Consider the following 17,570-nt stretch of genomic DNA (forward strand, 5'->3'; position numbering starts at 1 on the left):
GTCTCCAGCCTCCTGTCTCTGAAGGCAGGAGCTGAGTGTATACCTATTGACACGGCAACTGCATGTATGGACTTGGCCGTTTTAGCTCGCGTTTTTGTTCTTGCCCCAGCCATCACCGGTATCCAGTGTGCCGAATAACCAGTCATAGAACAGGGAGATGGTGGCAAAGTTACCACTGGTGAAACGCGAGTGATGGATATGGTGCATATCGGAGGCGTGCTTGAGGTATTTAAACGGGAAGCGATCGCTGTTCTGACGATCGTGGTTGTGAAGATTGATTTCGGAGAAGGCGATCCAGGTCAGTATCAGAGTGACAATGTGGAAATCACCCATAATGAAGCTCAATCCGAACACGGTGCCGACATACAACCCCAGGCCCATGGCCACTTCCAGTGGGTGAATGTAACTGGAGTCCATCCGGCAGGGGTCCTTCTGTTGATGGTGAACGGCGTGCACCCAGACCAGTGGACCGCCATCGTGGAACAGGAAGCGGTGGGTCAGGTAGTAGAAGAAATCATAGACCATCAGGATCACGACAATATCGACCAGGTATTTCCACCACACCTGGGGCGCGTCGGTAATCACGAACGGAATGATGCAGACGTAAATCACGGCCGTGAAAACGAGCCCCCACTTGCGGTTCCAGGCCTGATTTTTCACCCAGTGGGGTTTGGTGGATTTTTGCTCGACCACCGAGTGATTGAGATCACTGATTTCTTTAAAGACGCCAAAATGGGTTAACACCTTGCTGGAAAGGAAGGGTATCCCCATCACGCAAACCGCCATGATGAGCGACAACCAGCCCTCATAGTCCGCAGCCAGTGTGGAAAAAAACGTTGTATCCATTCTGTATCACCTCGCGTTATCGTCATTATTTTTTGTTGATTGGGTCGTGGGCCGGTGGGCATCAAAGTTGCCTTCCGACCCGTTTCTGATTTAGGTCTTATCGAATTTGGTCCAGTTCGGAATCAGCCGTTAGTGTCTGCCAGCAGATAACGATCCAGCTCCCGATGCATGTTCAAAATTAACGATTCTTGCTTTTCCGCCAGCCACGCCTGCTTCATCCCCTGAGAGCGCAACCCTTCCTGTACCCGGGGCAAATTGCTCAAATCCTGACGGGGGATCAGTCCCAGTTGTTGTTCGGGGTCGGTCACCTCCAGCACTTCAGCCCGTTGCGGGGTTTGGGCTGCGGGCAGGGTTTTCAGGGAGCGGATCTCGAAAATACATTGATTGGGATCGGTTGGGTGGGGCAGCACTCGGTACATGGCTGCGTTACCCGCTTGCGGTAGAATCAGGATGTTTGGGAAAATAAAATTCACACCGCCCCATTTGCCCACATTCTCAGCCGTCATTTTGGGCATGGGACGGTTCTGTTGGGCGGCCGTCTCGTATTGCAGTTTGACGTATTCTGCGCCGGGATTCGCATCAGCGGGCAGATTTTTCTCCTTTAACGACAGCAGTAATTCAATATCGGCTTTGAGGATCATGGCCTGTAACCCTTCCGCCGTCAGGTTCATTCGCTGTGCCATAGCGTCAATCATGTTGTCTTGCGAGGTGGGCTCCTGCACGTGTCCGGCAATGGGCGTTTTGGCGCCGCCAAAGAAATGGCCATGGCCATTTTGCTGTGGGATGTAGGTCAGATCCCGATAGAACATTTCACCGTCCTGGCGATCACCGTAGACCACTTCGCGGCCCACTTTTTCCAGTTGAGGGTGGGTGGCGGACACATGATAGGCCTCGAAAAAGGCTTCCTGTGCGACCTTCCAGTTGCAGGGAACCGGGGCCCGCTTCCACCAGTCGTGGTGCATATCGGCCAATACGAAATCCTCCAGAAACGGTTTGACCGGAGCAATAAACTCCTCAAAAGGCTGTGGGTTTTCATCCAGATTGATGAACACAAAACCGGCGTACACCACGCAGTGAACGGATCGCATAGCGACGTCTTCGTCGCGCAGATTGCCCCCGGCAAACTCGTTGCGCTCCAGAATCATCTGAATATTGCCTGCCAAATCCCAACGCCAGCCGTGGTACGGACAGATAATTTTATGGTCCTTAAAGTGCCCACAACCTTCACCCAGTGTGGTGCCGCGATGGGGGCAAAAATTGTAATAGGCCTTGACGTTGTTCTCATCAATCCGTACCAGCAAGATGGACTGGTCACCAATCTTGTAGGTGGTGTAATCACCGGTTTCAGGTATTTCATCCAGCCGCGCAGCGGCCTGCCAGACCTTTTTCCAGAGTTTTTCAAACTCCAACTGAGCAAATTCTGTTTCGGTATAACGGCCCGTGCCCACGCTCTGGGTGCCTGTTTTCCAATTCGAAGGCCAGTCATTGAAGCTGATGAGAGTGTTTTCTTTTGCAGACGTTGCCGGGATCAAGTTTTGGGTGATTGCGCTCATGGAAAGTCCTCGCCTGAGGTGATTGCTGGCAAATGTACCAGTCATTTATTGGTTGTGATTGTGGGATCTATGGTAGTTCCCCGGGAGTTAGCCTGTCCTTGATCTGGGTCAACACTGTTGTGTAGTTGTGGGTGCATGATGGCTTCACTGCCAGGGTGCTGTAGACCTTAAATAGCGCCTAAACAGCCCCGTACCATTAATCAGCACCACACAATAATGAGCTGGAGACAGAGCGATGAAAATGAACGACATGGTGATCATCAGCGTGGATGATCACATCAGTGAGCCCCCGGACATGTTTAAGCGTCACCTGCAGGGTGAGGATCTGGCCACCGCGCCACAGTTTCATACCACCGAAGACGGATCCAACTACTGGACCTATCAAGGCATGACCATGACGTCCGTGGGGCTGAACGCAGTGGTCGGCCGGGTACCGGAAGAATACGGCATGGAACCGCAGTCCCTGGCGCAGGTGCGCAAGGGATGTTATGACCCGCAAGCCAGACTCGATGACATGAACGTCAATGGCATTGCGGCTTCGTTGAATTTTGGCAGCATCGGTGGCTTTGATGGCAGCCGTTGTTTTCACAATGCTCCGGACAAGAATCTGGCCCTGATCCACCTGCGCGCGTATAACGACTGGCACATTCTGGACTGGTGTGCGACGGACCCTGGTCGCTTTATTCCGTGTGCCATTTTGCCTACATGGGATATGGACGCCACCGTTGCTGAGATTGAGCGCGTAGCGTCCATGGGCTGCACGTCGGTCACCTTAACCGAAAACCCCACCAAAATTGGCCTGCCCAGTATTCACAATGCCTATTGGGAACCCATGTGGAAGGCACTGTCCGACCACCAGATCACCATTTGTTTGCACATCGGCTCGGGTAACCCGCAGCCCCACGCATCGCTGGAAACCCCGATTGAAGCCTGGATTACCACCATGCCGATGTCGATTGCCGTCGGCGCCGCCGATTGGTTGCAGTTGGAAGCCCTGCAGCGCTACCCCGATCTGAGAATTTTTCTGTCGGAAAGTGGCATCGGCTGGATTCCTTACTTCCTGGAGCGGGCGGACTTCAGTCATTCCCGTCACACCGCCTGGACTCACTCGGATTTCGGTGGCCTGAAACCCAGTGAGGTGTTCCGCCGGCATTTTATGACCTGTTTTATTGACGATGCGTTCGGCTTGAAGAACTTACAGGACGTCGGTGAAGACATGGTGGCGTACGAATGTGATTACCCACACTCCGATGCGCTGTGGCCGGAAGTGCCGGAATACCTGGTGAAGTCGCTCGATGGTTTGTCGGACCTGCAGATCGATAAAATTACCCACCTCAATGCCATGCGCTGGTTGCGGTTTGACCCCTTCAAGCATTACACCCGTGAACAGTTGAGTGTCGGTGCACTCAGGGCTCAGGCGGCGGCGGATGGTGTGGATACGACGCCCATTTCCAGTGGTGGTGCTGCACCTCTGGCTGAGGGTGAAGAGAAGCGTCGCATTACCTCTGGCGACATAATGAAAATGTTTGAAAAGCAAGCGAAAGTGGCGTGATCGTGAGGGGCTGCCGGTTAACTCTGGCAGTTCCGTTGTGGATGGCAATGATCAATGATTCGCGACGCCGAATTGCAGAAGACAAAAAAGACAAAAAAGACAAACATCAGACAATCAACAGACATAACAAAGTCCTATTGATGCAGGAGAACTCCGATAATGAGTCATGCAGCCGCAGTACAAGCGACGGGTAAATTGAAATATGAAAACATTTCTGAATTCATTGGCTCGCGAATTCTGAATTCCAAAGAAGAATTGTTGAGCGGTGAACTGGGCAGTGAGCTTCGTGAGTTGCTGGAGCAGCGTGGCGTACTGGTACTGCCCAAGATTGACTTTAGCGATGATGAACAGGTGCAATTCACCGAAACTATTGGCAAGTTTTTGCCCGAAATACAGGGACAAAAAGTCTACAACATTTCGCTGGATAAAGAGAAAAACCCCAACCGGGACTATCTTAAAGGCTCGTTGTACTGGCACTTGGACGGCACCATGAACAAAGTGCCTATTGGCGCCGCCATTTTGACCAGCAAGGTGTTGCCCACCTGGGGAGGCAATACCGAATTCTGCAATACCTACGCCGCCTATGAGCAGTTGTCAGAGGAGGATAAACGGCTGGTGGCCGATAAAAAAGCCATGCATTCTGCCTGGACCTCTTTGTTTTATTACGAACCCGAGCCCTCTTCTGAACAACTGAACGCACTGATGGGGTTGGGTGAAGTGAATCTGCCATTGGTATGGACTCATCAATCGGGTCGCAAATCACTGGTGTTAGGCTGTACCGCGCATCATGTGCTCGATATGACCCCCACCGAGAGTACCCGCTTATTGGTTCGGTTAAGGGAGTGGGCGACCCAGCCGAAATTTGTCTACAGCCACGAATGGTCCGTGGGGGACACGGTCATCTGGGACAACACCGGTACCATGCATCGCGCCATGCCTTACGACCCGGACTGTGGTCGTTTGCTTCACCGCACCAAAACCGAAGGCGTAGAGCCGATTCAGTAGAGCGTAGACACAAGGTTTATGAATGCGCCGCCAGTGTCAGAGAGTGACCTGCGGTCAGGGATTCTCTGGTTCCCCTCGCGTCGCGTTTAGTTGTCTGTCTATTTATTAAAAATATCAGGTTAATAAAAATATCAGGAATACCCATCCTGAACTCAATGAGGTTGCAAGCCATGACTCTGTACGATGTGGATTTACCGTCAGCCGAAGACATCGATATTCCTGCGTTAAAGCAAAAATACCAGCAGGAGCGTGATCGGCGCATGACCCGGCAAGGGCAAAGTCAGTATGTGAAGCCGGTGGAAGATTTGTCTTATACCTACGAAGGCGATCCGTATACGCCTGTCACACCCCGTGAGCCGGTGAATGAAGACATCGACGTGGTGATTTTGGGAGGCGGCTGGTCCGGCATTATGGCCGGGGTTGAATTAAAACGCGCCGGCATCAGCAATTTCCGCAATATCGATCACGCTGGCGATTTTGGCGGTGTCTGGTATTGGAACCGCTACCCGGGGTTGCAGTGCGATAACGATGCCTATTGCTATTTGCCATTACTGGAAGAAACTGGCTTTATGCCTTCCAAGAAGTTCACCGAAGGTTATGAAATTCTGGCGTATGCACAATCCATTGCCAAACAATACGAGCTGTATGAAAAAGCCCTGTTTCATACCCTGGTGAATCAACTGCGATGGGATGAGAGCCGGCAGCGCTGGATCGTGAAAAGCAAACAGGGTGATGAGATTCGTGCACGGCATTTGATCGTCGCGAACGGCCTGTTGAATATCCCCAAATTACCCGGCTTGGAGGGTATTCACGATTTCAAGGGACACATGTTCCACACGGCCCGCTGGGATTACGATTACACCGGTGGCAGCCAACGCGAGCCGGTGTTGGACAAGCTGGCTGATAAAAAAGTGGCGATTGTCGGGACCGGGGCCACCGCCGTGCAGCTGGTGCCGTACCTGGGGAAATACGCCAAGCAGTTTTATGTGTTGCAGCGCACCCCCTCCTGTGTTGACACCCGGCGCAACTCGGAGACCGATCCGCAGTGGGCCGCTTCACTGAAGCCTGGCTGGCAAGCGGAGCGCCGTGCGAATTTTCATCGCGGTGCCAATGAGCGCTATCAGCCCGGTGAAAGCGATATGATTGTCGATATCTGGACGGAAGTGAACCGCCGACTCACTGATCAGTTTAATGAGCAGGATTATTACCCGGACATGGCCGGGTACGCAGAAGACCGGGACGTGATGGACTTTCGCGTGATGGAACGTTTGCGTCGCCGCGTGGATGCCATTGTCGAAGACCGCAACACCGCTGAAAAACTCAAGCCTTATTATCGGTATCAGTGCAAGCGTCCGACCTCTAACGACAATTATTACCAAACCTTCAACCGCCCCAATGTGGATTTGATCGACGTCTCACAATCGCAAGGGATACAGCGCCTGACGGAAAAGGGTTTTGTGGCCAATGGTCAGGAATATGAAGTCGATTGCATCATCTTTGCCAGTGGCTATGAGGTGACCAGCGACCTGGACAGGCGCTGGGGCTTCGAGGTATTTGAGGGCCGCAATGGCTTGTCGATGTACGACAATTGGGCCGGGGGGTATCAAACCCTGCACGGCGTCATGACCCACGGCTTTCCGAATATGTATGTGATTGGCTTGAACCAGGGCGGTTTGAACTCAAGCCTTACGTTGAACTTCGAAGAGCAATCCAGGCACATCAGTTACATCATTCAAGAAGCTATGAATCGTGGCGATGCGACGGTTGAACCCACCGAGGATGCACAGCGTGCGTATGTGCAACATATCCGCGATACAGCCGTGGATCGCACCGAGTGGATTCGCGAATGTACCCCCAGCTATTTCAACAACGAAGGCAAGCCGGACATTGATGAAAACGGCAATGAAAAATACCGTTTCTATCTGGGTGACGTTTACGGACCGGGCTGGGATGCGTTTGTCAGCCTGTTGGAAAACTGGCGTAAGCAAGGGGATCTGCAGGGGCTGTCGATCACCAGGCCTTAACACAGCCTGGTTGAACATCGGTTCACCTTCAAGCCTGGTGGCGCCGTTAAGCTGACGGTTCGATAGACGGTTCGAGAAACGCTTAACGTGCCATTAGGCCTGCGTTGGTGGGGCTCAGTTTCAGGCGCAGGGCGTTCTGGAAATAACCGACGGTGGCAAACTGACCCACCAGCACAATCAGCTCGAACAACTGCTTTTCACTCAAGCGTTCTGCCAGTGTTGCCCAAGTGTCATCGGAGATCATGGCGTTTGTCTGCAGTTCTTCTGCCGCTTTGAGTAACGCACGTTCGTACCGATTCCAGTAGGGCGAGGACGAGCCCGCGGTCACGGCTTCAATATCCTCGCTGGTGAGGCCAACTCTTTTGGAAACCTGGACATGCTCTCCCCAGATGTAGGGGATTTGACACAACCAGCCGACCCGCAAGATGACCAGCTGCCGGTCTCTCAGTTCGAGTGAGGGATTGTTCAACAGAAACACAGAAACATCCGACACCTTGTCGAACAGCTGCTCATGGCACATCGCTGTGAGCAGCATGTGTGGAACCTCTGCGTCCGCCATGGGCACGTCGTCACCGCTGGCAACGCCGATAATTTTGGCCAGTTGATTGCGCGCCGCGGTCATCTCCTCTGCAGTGTGTTGTGGTGAAATGCGGGGCGGTTTGCCGAGGATGTCGTCTTCACGGGCCTGAATGGATTCTGGAGTGTTCATGTTTTCGACCTGTGGCATAAAGTCACCAGCGTTCCGGGGTGTGGTTGAGATCTAATGGTCGCTGGTAAGACACATCACGCTTGTCTCTCAACCCTTTGGTGTAGCCCTGATCTTTGAAGATGGGCGAGTTCAAAATTTTCGCATCCCCCGAGATCAGCAGATCGACTGTCGAGCGGCGCAAGGCGATTTTCCACTGGCCCTCGCGTTTTTCCAGGCGATCGATGTAGCGACCGCTGATCATCCGTGCACTGGCGCCGTCTTTGTTGAGCAGTGCCACAATGACGTAGCTTTCACAGTGGGCGATATCACCGTCAATGTCGCAGGTATGAGTGGTGATGTTGTGGGTGTGCAGCTCGGCGCCGGCGGCATGAATGGCGTTGGCCCACTCGGCGTATTGGGGACCGGGGTTGATGGCGTAACCGTGTTCGTCGACCCCGTCTTCGTGGTAAGCGTGGGTCAGCATATCCACATCAAAGCGATCGTGCGCTCTGGCGTGCCGGGCGATGCAGTCGAGGATGGCGCTGCGGTCTTTGAGGTATTCGACGTCTTTGATCAGTTGTTCGAGCGTGTGGGTGGGTTCCATGGTGGGCTTCTCTTAGGGGGATGACGGGATGGCTGTCGGCGGTGCGCCAAATTGTGCGGCCAGTTGCAACAACTCTTCTTCCCGATCGACCCGGACACTGTTTAGTACTCCTCCCAGCAATTGATAGGCGCCAACCGTAAACAGAAAATCCAGGATCTCGCGAGTTGTCAGAAATTCATTCAGCGCGGCCCACGCGTCGTCACTCAGTGCGTGGTGATCTATCAGTTCGTCCGTTGCGCGCAGGATGGTGCGTTCCTGAGCTGTCCAGTGGTGCGAGTTGTTAGCCCCTTTGACACATTCAAAATCGTCCGGGTTGAGGCCGTTACGCAAAGAGGTTCGCAGGTGACTGGACCATTGATAGGTGGCATTGATACGCCAGGACAAACGCAGAATGGCAATTTGTCGCAGGCGCACAGGCAGGGAGGACTCCCGCAGCAGATAATGATTGAACGGTAAGTACTGCGCGGCCAACTGCGGGTGCTGAGCGAGGGTGTTTAAAACATGATTGTCCTCAATGTTCAGGTCGGTGGAACCGGCAAACAGATCAAACATGGCCTGCATCTCTGGTGTGATTTGTTCACGCCGAAGACGCGCTAACCGTGGTGAGGGATCTTTTTCCGTCATGGCAAATTCCTGGTCGCGCATTAGCGGATGATGTAAGGGTGTTGAATGCGTGGTTCCACACCATGGGCCGCGCGGCAGGACGCGGGTTGACGACCATTGCTGTCTTGAAAGTCGTATTTGATGGCCATTTCTGCCCCGATGACCGTCTGCCCACTCAGTTGCATCCGCTCCGGATCGTTGTAGATATGCCAGATCACATGGCCGGTAAATTCGGGAGTTTCAGTATGTTCCAGCAAATAGCGGTATTTGTCGGGATCGGAATCAATCACCATTTGCAGGCGCTCGGCCTGCAGGGCGCCCATCCACACAGAGACGGCGGTAACATTAAAGTCTATTAAATCAACGGCCATGTCGGCGGCAAACTTGTCCATTCCAGCCTTGTGGGCACCGTACACAGGCCCGTAAACATAGTGTACGGAGCCGGAGGCTGAGGTGAACATAATCAGCCCGTTTTTTTGTTTGACCATTAACGGTGCTGCGTAATAGCTGGCGACGTAGCTGCTGCGCAAACCGACATCGAGCATGTTGACAATGCCCAGGGGTTTTTCCCAGAAATGGCCGGGATTCGTCAGGTCATCATGCAGCGCGCAGGCGTTGTTCACCAGAATGTCCAGCCGCCCCTGTTCGGCTTCCACTTGTTGAAACAGGGCCTCGACGTCGCTGTCGACGCCGTGATCAACCCGCACCGCAATACCCTTGCCGCCAGCGGCTGTCACAGCGGCGGCGGTCTCATAAATGGTACCGGGTAAGGTGGCATCACCGGCTTTTTCTGAGCGACCGGTGACGTAAACGGTACAGCCATGGCTGCCGAGCGCGAGCGCTATGCCTCGTCCGGCACCTCGACTGGCACCAGTTACCACCGCAACGGGGGCTGTCTCAGACATGAGGTTTCTCCAGTTATTATTCTTTGGGATGTGTGATGGTTATGAACTCATCTTCAAAAAGTAGCAGATGCCATCAGGCAAACGGTTCGTCACCGGCGACTTGGGTGCGATACATCAGGCGGTCACTGTCCATCGGATAGGCAATGGCCCGATGCATGGTGCCCGTGTTGTCCCAGATCACCAGGTCGCCCACGGTCCATTCATGCCGGTAGACAAACTGGGGTTGCGTGGCCCAGTCGCGCAGTTTGGTCAACAACGTTTGTCCCTCGCGAAAGCCCATCCCTTCAATGTGGGAGGCGGTGGAGCCAATCACCAGGGACTTGCGTCCGGTGCGGTGCTTCCACACCAGCGGCAGGGTATTGGGCTGGTGTTTCTGCCAGTCTTGCAGCTGTTCAAACGAGGGTTCCGGGTTGACGTAACGCTGTGACGTTTCAAACATATGCACGACTTTCAGTTGTTCCAGTGCTTTTTGTTCGGATTCGGGCAGATCATCAAAGGCCGCGTAGGTGTTGCTGAACTCGGTTTGACCGCCGACGGTGGACAAGCGTCGGGAACTCATCACGGAGGCAAAGATGGGTATATCCAGCATGGTGCCGTCGATGTGCCAGTAGAAGGCGCCTTTGATGTAGCTGGCGTTGGGGTTTTCCAGCGGGTCCATGGTGATTTTGGTGATTTTATAGTCTTGCGAGCTGGTACCCAGGGTTTTGGTGAAGGTGAGCTGTTCTTCGTCGCTCAGATTCAATTCCCGAAAGGCAACCACGCCGCGCTCTTCGAGCAGAGCCCGGATGTCGGCGGACACATGGCCGCTTAACAGGGTTTCCTGGTCGGCACGCAGTTCACTGGCGATGCGCGGTGTCAGGTCAATCCGGGTCAGGCCATTTACCGAGGTACTTGCAGAGGTGTTTGTCATTTCAGAGGCATTCATGAAAAGCTCTCCAGCTTGGATCTGGCGTTAAGCCAGAGGGTGTTGTTTTCAGAATTAATCGTGTCTGAGCAATCAGTTATCGTGCTGAACATGTGTTCAACATTTATAGCAAGATGGGATCAGTTGGTCAACAAGGATGTTGAATAGTGCGTGGGTTGGGGTTTGATGCAAGTGAAGCGACTGAGTATCGCAGGGCACTGATAAGAGGCCGGCGGAGCGATCGATTGGGTTTACCAGGTTGTTCGCCCCTGATGGCTTGAGGGGGAGAGGGGGTTATTCCGCCTGGCGTTCGCGGATGGCGGCTTCCATAACCTGCTGCATGGTCAGACAGAAATCGGCCATATGCTGTAACCGGTTGATGACCAGATCGCTGTCAGAGAGGTTGGCATTTTTTAACAGCAATGATGCCAGATTGCCTTGCATGGTTGCGTGATCAGCGACGGTTGCGGCGGTGTCATTGACGGCGCTGTACAGCACCCGCTTGGTTCCTTTCACACGATGTCGTTTCACCAGCTTGGATTGCTCCAGCGTGCGGGCACTGACGCTGGCGGTACTTTTGCTGATCTCCAGGGCTGCACAAATCTCGTCCAGGCTGATGGGCTGTTCCTGTATCAACAGGCAGGCGTACAGGCGAGCAACCCCGTTGGTCATTCCCCAGGGCAACAACAGCGCGGCCAGGTCATCCATGAATTGGAGTTGATCAGGCGTGATGGTTAACTTTGACATATTCGACATAAACCGAATATAGTGAATTTAAACACGAAGGTCAATCGGCTATTTCTTGTCCGGCTTGCCCTGAAAATTTCAATAACGATAAAAGTTAACATGAGGAATTCAAAATGATTGGAGACGATCCGTTCGATCTGGGTGGTCAGGTGGCATTTGTGACCGGCGCGGGTCAGGGGGCGGGACGTGCAATCGCCGTGATGTTGGCGCATCACAACCCGGGTGGGGTTGCCGTCAACGATTATGTGCTGGAGCGCGCCGAAGCTGTGGCGGCCGAGATCCGCGAACTGGGGGTGCCTGCCTGTGCCGTGCAGGCCGACGTCGGTGATCTGGCGTCGGTACAGGCGGCGGTGAGCGAGGCCGAACAAGCGTTGGGGCCGATCACTATTCTGGTCAACAATGCCGGCAACGCCGGGCCTAATGCCAGCATTCAGCATTCCCCCCTGTTTTGGGAAACCGACCCTGAAGACTGGGACCGCTATTTTCACACCAACCTCAAAGGGGTGATGAATTGCTGCCATGCCATTTTGCCCGGTATGGCCAAACAACAACGCGGCCGTGTGGTGACCATTGTGTCGGACTCCGGGCGCGTGGGGGAATCGCGGCTGGCGGTGTATTCGGCCGCCAAAGCCGGCGCGGCCGGCTTTATGCGCTCGCTGGCCAAAGAGGCCGGACGCTTCAACATCACTTGCAACAGTGTGTCCTTGTCGACGCTGGAACCGCCGTTGCAAGAACCGCAAAAATCCGAATTTCTCGCCAGTGAACAAGCCAGAGCGCATGTTTCCCGCTATGTCATACGCCGCTTTGGCCAACCCGACGATGTCGCCGGCATGACGTTGTTTTTGTGTTCAGACGCAGCGGCCTGGATCACCGGTCAAACCTATCCGGTGAATGGGGGTTACGACTTTGCTGTGTAACGTCGATCAGAATTCAAATTATCCAGTTATGGAGCGTGAACATGCTGAATCCCAGTAATATGAACGGTAAAGTTGCGCTGGTCACCGGTGCCGCAGCCGGGCTTGGCAAAGCAACGGCGCTGACGCTGGCCCGTGCCGGCGCCAACCTGTGCATTGTGGACATCAATCCCGAGGCCCTGGAACAAACCGCCAGTGAGATTCGCGCACTGGGGGTGGAGGTTCTGGTGCAGGCCGTCAATCTGGCCAGTGCCGACAATTGCCGCAGTGCCGTGGCGGCTGCCATCAAACATTTCGGGCGACTTGATGCCCTTTGTAACGTGGCGGCGGTGTTTATGCCCACACACAGCACCGAGATGAGCGATGAGGATTGGAACACCACCCTGGCCGTCAATTTGAGCGCGCCGTTTCATTTGATTCAGGCGGCTATTCCCCAGTTGCTGGAACACCATGGCGCCGTGGTGAACGTTACCTCTTGTGCCGCGCACATGGGCCAGGCCTATTTAGCGGCCTACTCGTCCACCAAGGCGGCGCTGACTCACCTGACCAAGTCTTTGGCCATGGAGTACATGCATCAACCGATTCGTTTCAATGCGGTTGCTCCCGGTGGCATGATGACCGCGCTGGCCGCCGGCTTGCGGGAATTGCCGAATCCGGACACCAGTTTGCTGTCCCGTATCTCCCCGCTGCGCGGTCTGGTAGAGATTGATGATGTGGCACAGATGGTGGCTTTTCTGGCCACGGACGCGGCTCGGGGCTATCACGGCGCGGTCATCAATATCGATAACGGTATTACCGCCGGTTAAGCACGGCATTCGCCATCATCAGAGAGGAATGAACAATGACGCAATCAGTCGCAGTGGTGACAGGGGCCAGTCGCGGCCTCGGCCGTGGCATTGCCCGGGCGCTGGGCAGGTGTGGTTTTACCGTGTACCTCACGGGTCGCAATGCCAGTGAGTTGGAGGCCGCCGCGGCAGAGGTCAATGCCGCCGGTGGGTGTGGTGTGTCGGTAGTGTGTGATCATCGCGACGATGCGGCGGTAACCGCGATGTTTGAGCGCGTGCGCCAGGAAGGCGGGCGGTTGGACGTTTTGGTGAACAACGCCACCGCCGTTTACCCCGCAGAACTGTCGGCGCCGGGCCCCTTTTGGGAAAAGCCACTGCACCTGGTAGACATGATTGATGTGGGCTTGCGCTCCAGCTATGTGGCCGCGTACGCCGCCGCACCGTTGATGATTGCAACCGGTGGCGGCCTCATGGTGCATATTTCGTTCTACGGTGCCGTGTCCTATTTTCATGGTCCTGCCTACGGTGCAGCCAAAGCGGGCACGGATAAAATGGCGTTTGATATGGCGGAAGACTTGCGCCCTCACAACGTGGCTTCGGTGTCGCTGTGGCCCGGGTTTATTTTGTCTGACCTGATCAAGGCTGTTCCACCAGAGCAGTTGCCACCGGAGCTGGTGGCGCGACTGCCAACTTTTGAGACACCGGAGTTCAGTGGTATGGTCATCGAGCGCTTGTGGCAAGACCCACAGCGGATGCAGTGGTCGGGCGAAACGTTAATTGGCGCAGAGATGGGCCAACGCTTCGGTCTCAAAGATCTGGATGGCAAGGCGCCGCTGAGTTATCGCACCTCCATGGGCGCGCCTGAGCAGCGTTTTCTGTGTAGCGATTGAGCCGGTATGGTGCGATTGGGCTAATCCAGACTTCACCGGAAGACTCTGTTGTCCGTAGAATGGAGCGATGTGTAGCTTGTCCAAAAGGGTGCTTGTCGACCGGCTGTCTGCAACTTTGTTGGTCGCGGCACTTTCACAAATGCGTCGATGTATAAATTTCATTTCTCAAATTTATAATAAAGGAGAATAAAGTGAGGAACTTGAAAAAGCGGCTGTTACAAATAGCCAGTGTTACAGTTTTGCTGTCGCCAGCGGGATGGTCCCAAGCGGAACCGCAGGCTGAAAACCGCATGCAAAATTCATCCTCCCAGGAGTCCGCGATGCCTTATGTTCGACCCGATGTTCGCGCCTATCTCGATAATCTGCAAGCGCACCCCCGGCCAACATTGACCCGTGAAATGCTGGCCATGATCCGTAAAATTCCCGCGGAAAAAATGAAGAGCACCGACGATCTGCCGATGGGTGAGCTGGCCACGGTGAAAGATGTGATCATGCCTGGGCCGGGGGGTGAAATCCGCCTGCGTTTGTTTGATGCGCGCGCTGAACGAGACGCCGGTCCGGTGCTGGTGTTTTTTCACGGCGGAGCCTATATCGTTGGCAGTATTGAGACTCACGAGAGCTTGACTGCGGAAATGGCTCGCCAGCTGGACCTTCCCGTGATCTCGGTGGAATACCGGTTGGCACCGGAAAATCCCTGGCCGGCAGCCGTGGATGACGGTGAGGCCGCCGCCCGCTGGATTGCCGAAAACGGCAAGGCCTTTGGGCGGGAGTTTACCGGGCTGATTCTCAGTGGTGACAGTGCCGGCGGCAACCTGACGCTGGTGACTGCGCTAGCCCTGCGCGACCAACCGGCAACCTTGCCAGTGATCATGCAGTTGCCCATCTATCCCGCCTCGGACCGGACGAAGAAATACCCTTCGGCGCAACAGTTCAGTCAGGGGTATGGTCTGGACATTTCAGATGACGATGAAGACTTTTATGCCGCTGACCCCAACAGTCTACGTGCCTCCCCCTTACTTGCTGACTTGCACGGTCTGCCGCCGACCGTACTGGTGACGGCATCACTGGATCCGCTACGGGACCAGGGCCGGGCCTATGCCGCCAAACTGATCGAGGCGGGCGTTCCTACCAGTTATTACGAGGCCAAGGGCAACATCCACGGCTTTGCCACCTACCGTCAGGCCATTCCCTCGGCCCAGCAGGACACGCTGAACTTTTTGGAGCTGGCCCGGATCCTGTTGAAACAACAAGCCGATAGCAGCGCCCATTGATTTAACGAGTCAGACTCAAGCGGCCAGGTTGTCGTCTTTAAAATGGGCTGCCTTGTTCAGTGGTGAGGGCTGTATTAATATACAGCTCTTGTCCGCTGCCATGAATCACCTGAACCCACTATGCACCCGCCCCGCCAGTTTTACCGCCGAGGTTTAAATCACCTACAATCCAGCGCATCGCGCTCCGCGTCGGTGACCTTTGTGGATGTGCGAAAACGCTTTGGGTTTCGTTCTATCAGCATCGGTCGCTGGGTTAAAGCGGATGAGCGCGATCGTGCGGCGGGTCTTTTTTACGATGCCCTGGTGGACCTGATGGCCATCCTGCAGGGGCCAGAAACCCTCATCTCCATGCGCGGCGCCTTGTCGTTTCAATACGGCATTGGCGGCCGTCCGGGTATCTCCGCATTTTATGACCCCTCGGCAAGAAGTTTTTCCCTGGCCAAAAACGCCGGCCCCGGTTCGATTGCGCACGAATGGTTTCACGCCCTGGATCACTACCTGGCCGAGAAGGTGTTTAGCGATGCCGGCCGGGACATGTACGCCTCGGAAGCCTGGATGCAAGAGGCAACGCCGATACCACACCCCATCAACGATTGTCTCTTTGCCTGTTTTCGCGCCATTATGCTCGACGAGAACGGGGAGGGTCCCAGTGAGCTGGTGCGCATCTCGGTTCAAGTGGATAAGGAGCAGAGGAGTGACTATTTCAGCCAGCCGGTTGAGCTCTGTGCCCGCGCCTTTGAAGCCTTTGTGCAGGACGCCAGCATCAGCAATAATTTTCTGGTGGCGGGAACCAAAGCCACGGCAGAAGCACGCCGCGGACTCTATCCGATGGGTGCGCAGCGCGAGCGCATAAATGCGGCGTTTGGGGATTATTTTTTTGCATTGGGTCGCGCGCTGGCCAATACCGGGACTAACAGTTAAGGCTTACTAACAGGTCCGCCTCGCTGATCGTTCATGCACAGCGCTTATGATATTAGTCTGGCTTATGTATCTCATCAAAAATGACGATTGGTTTTATATGTAGGTTGCCGTCACTATGCACCCCAACAACGGTTCTACGCTTTCCACCAATGGGAAACACAACCAAGAGCAGCCGACTTTCACGATGTATCCGAACGAGATTTTTCCATGAGCGCACTATTTACGCCCTTTACCCTGAAAGACGTCACCTTGCGCAATCGCATCGCGGTGCCGCCCATGTGCCAGTACAGCGCCCGGGACGGCTTCACGAACGACTGGCATTTGGCACATTACACTACTTTGGCCCGAGGTGGTGCCGGGCTGGTGATTGTGGAGGCCACGGGGGTATCGCCTGAGGGCCGTATCAGCCCCGATTGTTTGGGACTGTGGGATGAGGCCCACGTTGAGGGGTTGGCCCAAATTGCCTCGGCGATAAAACACGCCGGGGCGGTGCCCGGCATTCAAATAGCCCATGCGGGGCGCAAGGCCAGCGCGAACAACCCGTGGGAGGGCGATGACCATATACCAGCTTCGGACCCTCGCGTCTGGACGCCTATAGCGCCTTCTGCCGTGGCGTTTGGCGAGGGCTTGTCGCGGGTTCCTGAGGCCATGACCCGGGAAGACATTGCGCGGGTCACGAGTGATTTTGTGGACGCTGCCCGACGTGCCCGCGATGCCGGATTCGAGTGGCTGGAGCTGCACTTTGCGCACGGTTATCTGGCCCAAAGTTTCTTCTCGACCCACGCCAATCAGCGTAGCGATGAGTATGGGGGTGATGTCGCCGGCCGCAGCCGTTTCCTGCTGGAAACGCTGGCGGCGGTGCGCGAGGTCTGGCCGGAAAACCTGCCACTGACCATTCGTTTCGGGGTGATCGAATACGACGGTCGCGATGAAGAGACGCTGTCGGAATCCATTGAACTGGTGAAAGCCTTCCGCGATAACGGCACCGATTTCATCAGTGTCAGCATGGGCTTCAACACCCCGGACGCACAGATTCCGTGGGCGCCGGCGTTTCTCGCCCCGGTGGCCGAGCGAGTGCGTCGTGAAGCCAACATTCCGGTCGCCACGGCGTGGGGTGTGGATGAGCCGCACATGGCGGAGCGTACGGTGCAAGAGGGCCAGTTGGATCTTGTGATGGTGGGGCGCGCCCATCTTGCCAACCCACACTGGGTGTATGAGGCGGCCAAGCAATTGCAGATCGACAAACCGGACTGGGTGTTGCCGGCTCCCTATGCCCATTGGCTGGAACGTTATCGGCCGACGCGCACGGCTTAATCAATCTGGCACGGCTTAATCAACTTCCGTACGACTTAATCAAC

At 55.1% G+C, this 17,570-nt stretch carries 17 protein-coding genes; 9 read left to right on the top strand and 8 right to left on the bottom strand.

Annotated features, from left to right (window positions below; all coding sequences use genetic code 11):
• Positions 1-81 precede the first annotated feature (81 nt).
• On the bottom strand, positions 82-846 hold the full coding sequence (locus G8770_RS10600) for a sterol desaturase family protein (protein WP_167185953.1): 765 nt from the start codon (positions 844-846) through the stop codon (positions 82-84).
• A 122-nt stretch (positions 847-968) separates the two neighbouring features.
• On the bottom strand, positions 969-2,399 hold the full coding sequence (locus tag G8770_RS10605; protein ID WP_167185956.1) for an aromatic ring-hydroxylating oxygenase subunit alpha: 1,431 nt from the start codon (positions 2,397-2,399) through the stop codon (positions 969-971).
• Between the two features lie 235 nt (positions 2,400-2,634).
• Between G8770_RS10605 and G8770_RS10610 the strand changes: the two genes are divergently transcribed.
• The 3 genes from G8770_RS10610 (at position 2,635) to G8770_RS10620 (ending at position 6,980) form a co-directional block, all read left to right on the top strand.
• On the top strand, positions 2,635-3,951 hold the full coding sequence (locus tag G8770_RS10610) for an amidohydrolase family protein (RefSeq protein ID WP_167185959.1): 1,317 nt from the start codon (positions 2,635-2,637) through the stop codon (positions 3,949-3,951).
• 159 nt (positions 3,952-4,110) lie between these two features.
• Positions 4,111-4,956, top strand: coding sequence for a TauD/TfdA dioxygenase family protein (locus tag G8770_RS10615; RefSeq protein ID WP_167185962.1), 846 nt, complete (start codon positions 4,111-4,113; stop codon positions 4,954-4,956).
• Positions 4,957-5,126: 170 nt separating this feature from the next.
• Complete coding sequence (locus G8770_RS10620; RefSeq protein WP_167185964.1) at positions 5,127-6,980, top strand: flavin-containing monooxygenase; 1,854 nt, start codon at positions 5,127-5,129, stop codon at positions 6,978-6,980.
• A gap of 82 nt (positions 6,981-7,062) precedes the next feature.
• Here the strand turns inward: G8770_RS10620 and G8770_RS10625 are convergent, their stop codons facing one another.
• From G8770_RS10625 to G8770_RS10650, 6 genes are all read right to left on the bottom strand, one after another.
• On the bottom strand, positions 7,063-7,689 hold the full coding sequence (locus tag G8770_RS10625; protein ID WP_167185967.1) for a carboxymuconolactone decarboxylase family protein: 627 nt from the start codon (positions 7,687-7,689) through the stop codon (positions 7,063-7,065).
• A gap of 22 nt (positions 7,690-7,711) precedes the next feature.
• Entirely contained in the window at positions 7,712-8,272 is a 561-nt protein-coding gene (locus G8770_RS10630; RefSeq protein ID WP_167185970.1) for a nuclear transport factor 2 family protein, read from the bottom strand.
• Between the two features lie 12 nt (positions 8,273-8,284).
• On the bottom strand, positions 8,285-8,896 hold the full coding sequence (locus G8770_RS10635; protein WP_167185972.1) for a carboxymuconolactone decarboxylase family protein: 612 nt from the start codon (positions 8,894-8,896) through the stop codon (positions 8,285-8,287).
• 20 nt (positions 8,897-8,916) lie between these two features.
• Entirely contained in the window at positions 8,917-9,780 is an 864-nt protein-coding gene (locus tag G8770_RS10640; RefSeq protein WP_167185974.1) for an SDR family NAD(P)-dependent oxidoreductase, read from the bottom strand.
• A gap of 73 nt (positions 9,781-9,853) precedes the next feature.
• Positions 9,854-10,705, bottom strand: coding sequence for a TauD/TfdA dioxygenase family protein (locus G8770_RS10645; protein ID WP_208022188.1), 852 nt, complete (start codon positions 10,703-10,705; stop codon positions 9,854-9,856).
• A gap of 273 nt (positions 10,706-10,978) precedes the next feature.
• A complete protein-coding gene (locus tag G8770_RS10650) occupies positions 10,979-11,431 on the bottom strand; it encodes a GbsR/MarR family transcriptional regulator (RefSeq protein WP_167185977.1) in 453 nt (150 codons plus the stop codon).
• 113 nt (positions 11,432-11,544) lie between these two features.
• Here G8770_RS10650 and G8770_RS10655 point away from each other — a divergent pair, with 113 nt between their 5' ends.
• The 6 genes from G8770_RS10655 (at position 11,545) to G8770_RS10680 (ending at position 17,526) form a co-directional block, all read left to right on the top strand.
• On the top strand, positions 11,545-12,348 hold the full coding sequence (locus tag G8770_RS10655; protein ID WP_167185979.1) for an SDR family NAD(P)-dependent oxidoreductase: 804 nt from the start codon (positions 11,545-11,547) through the stop codon (positions 12,346-12,348).
• A 41-nt stretch (positions 12,349-12,389) separates the two neighbouring features.
• On the top strand, positions 12,390-13,151 hold the full coding sequence (locus tag G8770_RS10660) for an SDR family NAD(P)-dependent oxidoreductase (protein WP_167185982.1): 762 nt from the start codon (positions 12,390-12,392) through the stop codon (positions 13,149-13,151).
• A gap of 35 nt (positions 13,152-13,186) precedes the next feature.
• On the top strand, positions 13,187-14,020 hold the full coding sequence (locus tag G8770_RS10665; protein ID WP_167185985.1) for an SDR family NAD(P)-dependent oxidoreductase: 834 nt from the start codon (positions 13,187-13,189) through the stop codon (positions 14,018-14,020).
• 290 nt (positions 14,021-14,310) lie between these two features.
• Complete coding sequence (locus G8770_RS10670) at positions 14,311-15,291, top strand: alpha/beta hydrolase (protein WP_167185988.1); 981 nt, start codon at positions 14,311-14,313, stop codon at positions 15,289-15,291.
• Positions 15,292-15,411: 120 nt separating this feature from the next.
• A complete protein-coding gene (locus G8770_RS10675; protein ID WP_167185991.1) occupies positions 15,412-16,212 on the top strand; it encodes a CLCA_X family protein in 801 nt (266 codons plus the stop codon).
• Between the two features lie 207 nt (positions 16,213-16,419).
• Positions 16,420-17,526 carry an NADH:flavin oxidoreductase/NADH oxidase gene (locus G8770_RS10680; protein WP_167185994.1) on the top strand — a complete coding sequence of 369 codons (1,107 nt, stop codon included), beginning with the start codon at positions 16,420-16,422 and terminating at the stop codon, positions 17,524-17,526.
• Positions 17,527-17,570: the final 44 nt, after the last annotated feature.

The organism is Pseudomaricurvus hydrocarbonicus, assembly GCF_011602365.1.
GTDB classification, from domain to species: domain Bacteria; phylum Pseudomonadota; class Gammaproteobacteria; order Pseudomonadales; family Cellvibrionaceae; genus Pseudomaricurvus; species Pseudomaricurvus hydrocarbonicus.